General features: G+C 47.4%; 1 protein-coding gene. It reads right to left on the bottom strand.

From position 1 onward, the window contains the following. Positions 1–290 precede the first annotated feature (290 nt). Positions 291–1056 (bottom strand): NAD(P)/FAD-dependent oxidoreductase (locus tag AC1QQ2_RS14385; RefSeq protein ID WP_479713658.1); only part of this gene is annotated, 766 nt, incomplete at its 5' end.

Genomic DNA, 1056 nt, shown 5'->3' on the forward strand with positions numbered 1-1056 from the left:
AACCTCATTCCCACCAAGGGGCTGATTATATTTATGGTCCACGCTGCCTCCTGAGGGTTTTGTCAAAACCCTAGCCAGTCCGTCACCACGGCTCAAGGCAGTTTATTTGGACGATATTGCTATCACTTTTTACCGACACCAACCGTCCGCAAGATCTTGATATTCAATATAAGGAACCGAACAATTTGGAACGGCAGAAAATTCCGCAAGAACACTGTGAACCTCGTCGGACGAGGCACAAAGTTCCGTTCATCAAAGCCAGTAGGTTTCTGTTGTGACATGCCAATTCCTCAATCTGGGATGAACGACCAAAATGCTTTCATTTTGGCTTTATAGATGAACAGATAGTGCAAGAGATGCTTGAGCCAGTGACCAGCGAGGCCAATCTCGCCAAAGGTCAGGTTTTCGTCTCGTCCTGTTTGCGGATATTCTTTGAAATCCGGCACAACCGGATAGACGCAGATCGTCGCAGCAGAACCTTTCAGCAAGCTTTTGCCCGTACTGGCCACACAGGCTGCACCCATTCTACTCATTGGCGCTTCGTGTGCTGGGGATTTGCGTCCCTTGATCCGATCAACGACCGTTTTGGCAACAGCATGAGCCATCGTTCCCGAAGGTTGACCTGTCCGCGGCGGAGCTGGAGCGATCAACGTCCCGTTCGGTGAATGCATCGGTTTGCTGATAAAATGAGGCGGCGCGAACGCGATACCAATCGCCCACATATTATCGTATTTTGGTGACTGATAGGTTTTTGGCCAATCGTCTGAACTCCATTCTTCATAGGATTTTTGCGTGTAATCCGCATCCACTTTCATGAAGCCGTTTTTGGCAAAAATATCATCCGAGATATCAGCGCCCGATTTGTCGTAGGCTTTCAACGGCACACCGCTAAACGGTGGAATTAGCATCGCAAAATCAAACTTTTCCTGTTGAGGCATATAGTGTTGTTGTGGTGGTGGATACAACATCTCCGGTGGATGAAAATATTCTTGTTTATCTTCATTCATCTCTTGTTGTAAAGGGTCGATTGATGGGTCATATTCAATTGGATTCCCT

The sequence above is a fragment of the Aestuarium sp. genome (assembly GCF_023253315.1).
Lineage (GTDB): Bacteria > Pseudomonadota > Alphaproteobacteria > Rhodobacterales > Rhodobacteraceae > Marivivens > Marivivens donghaensis.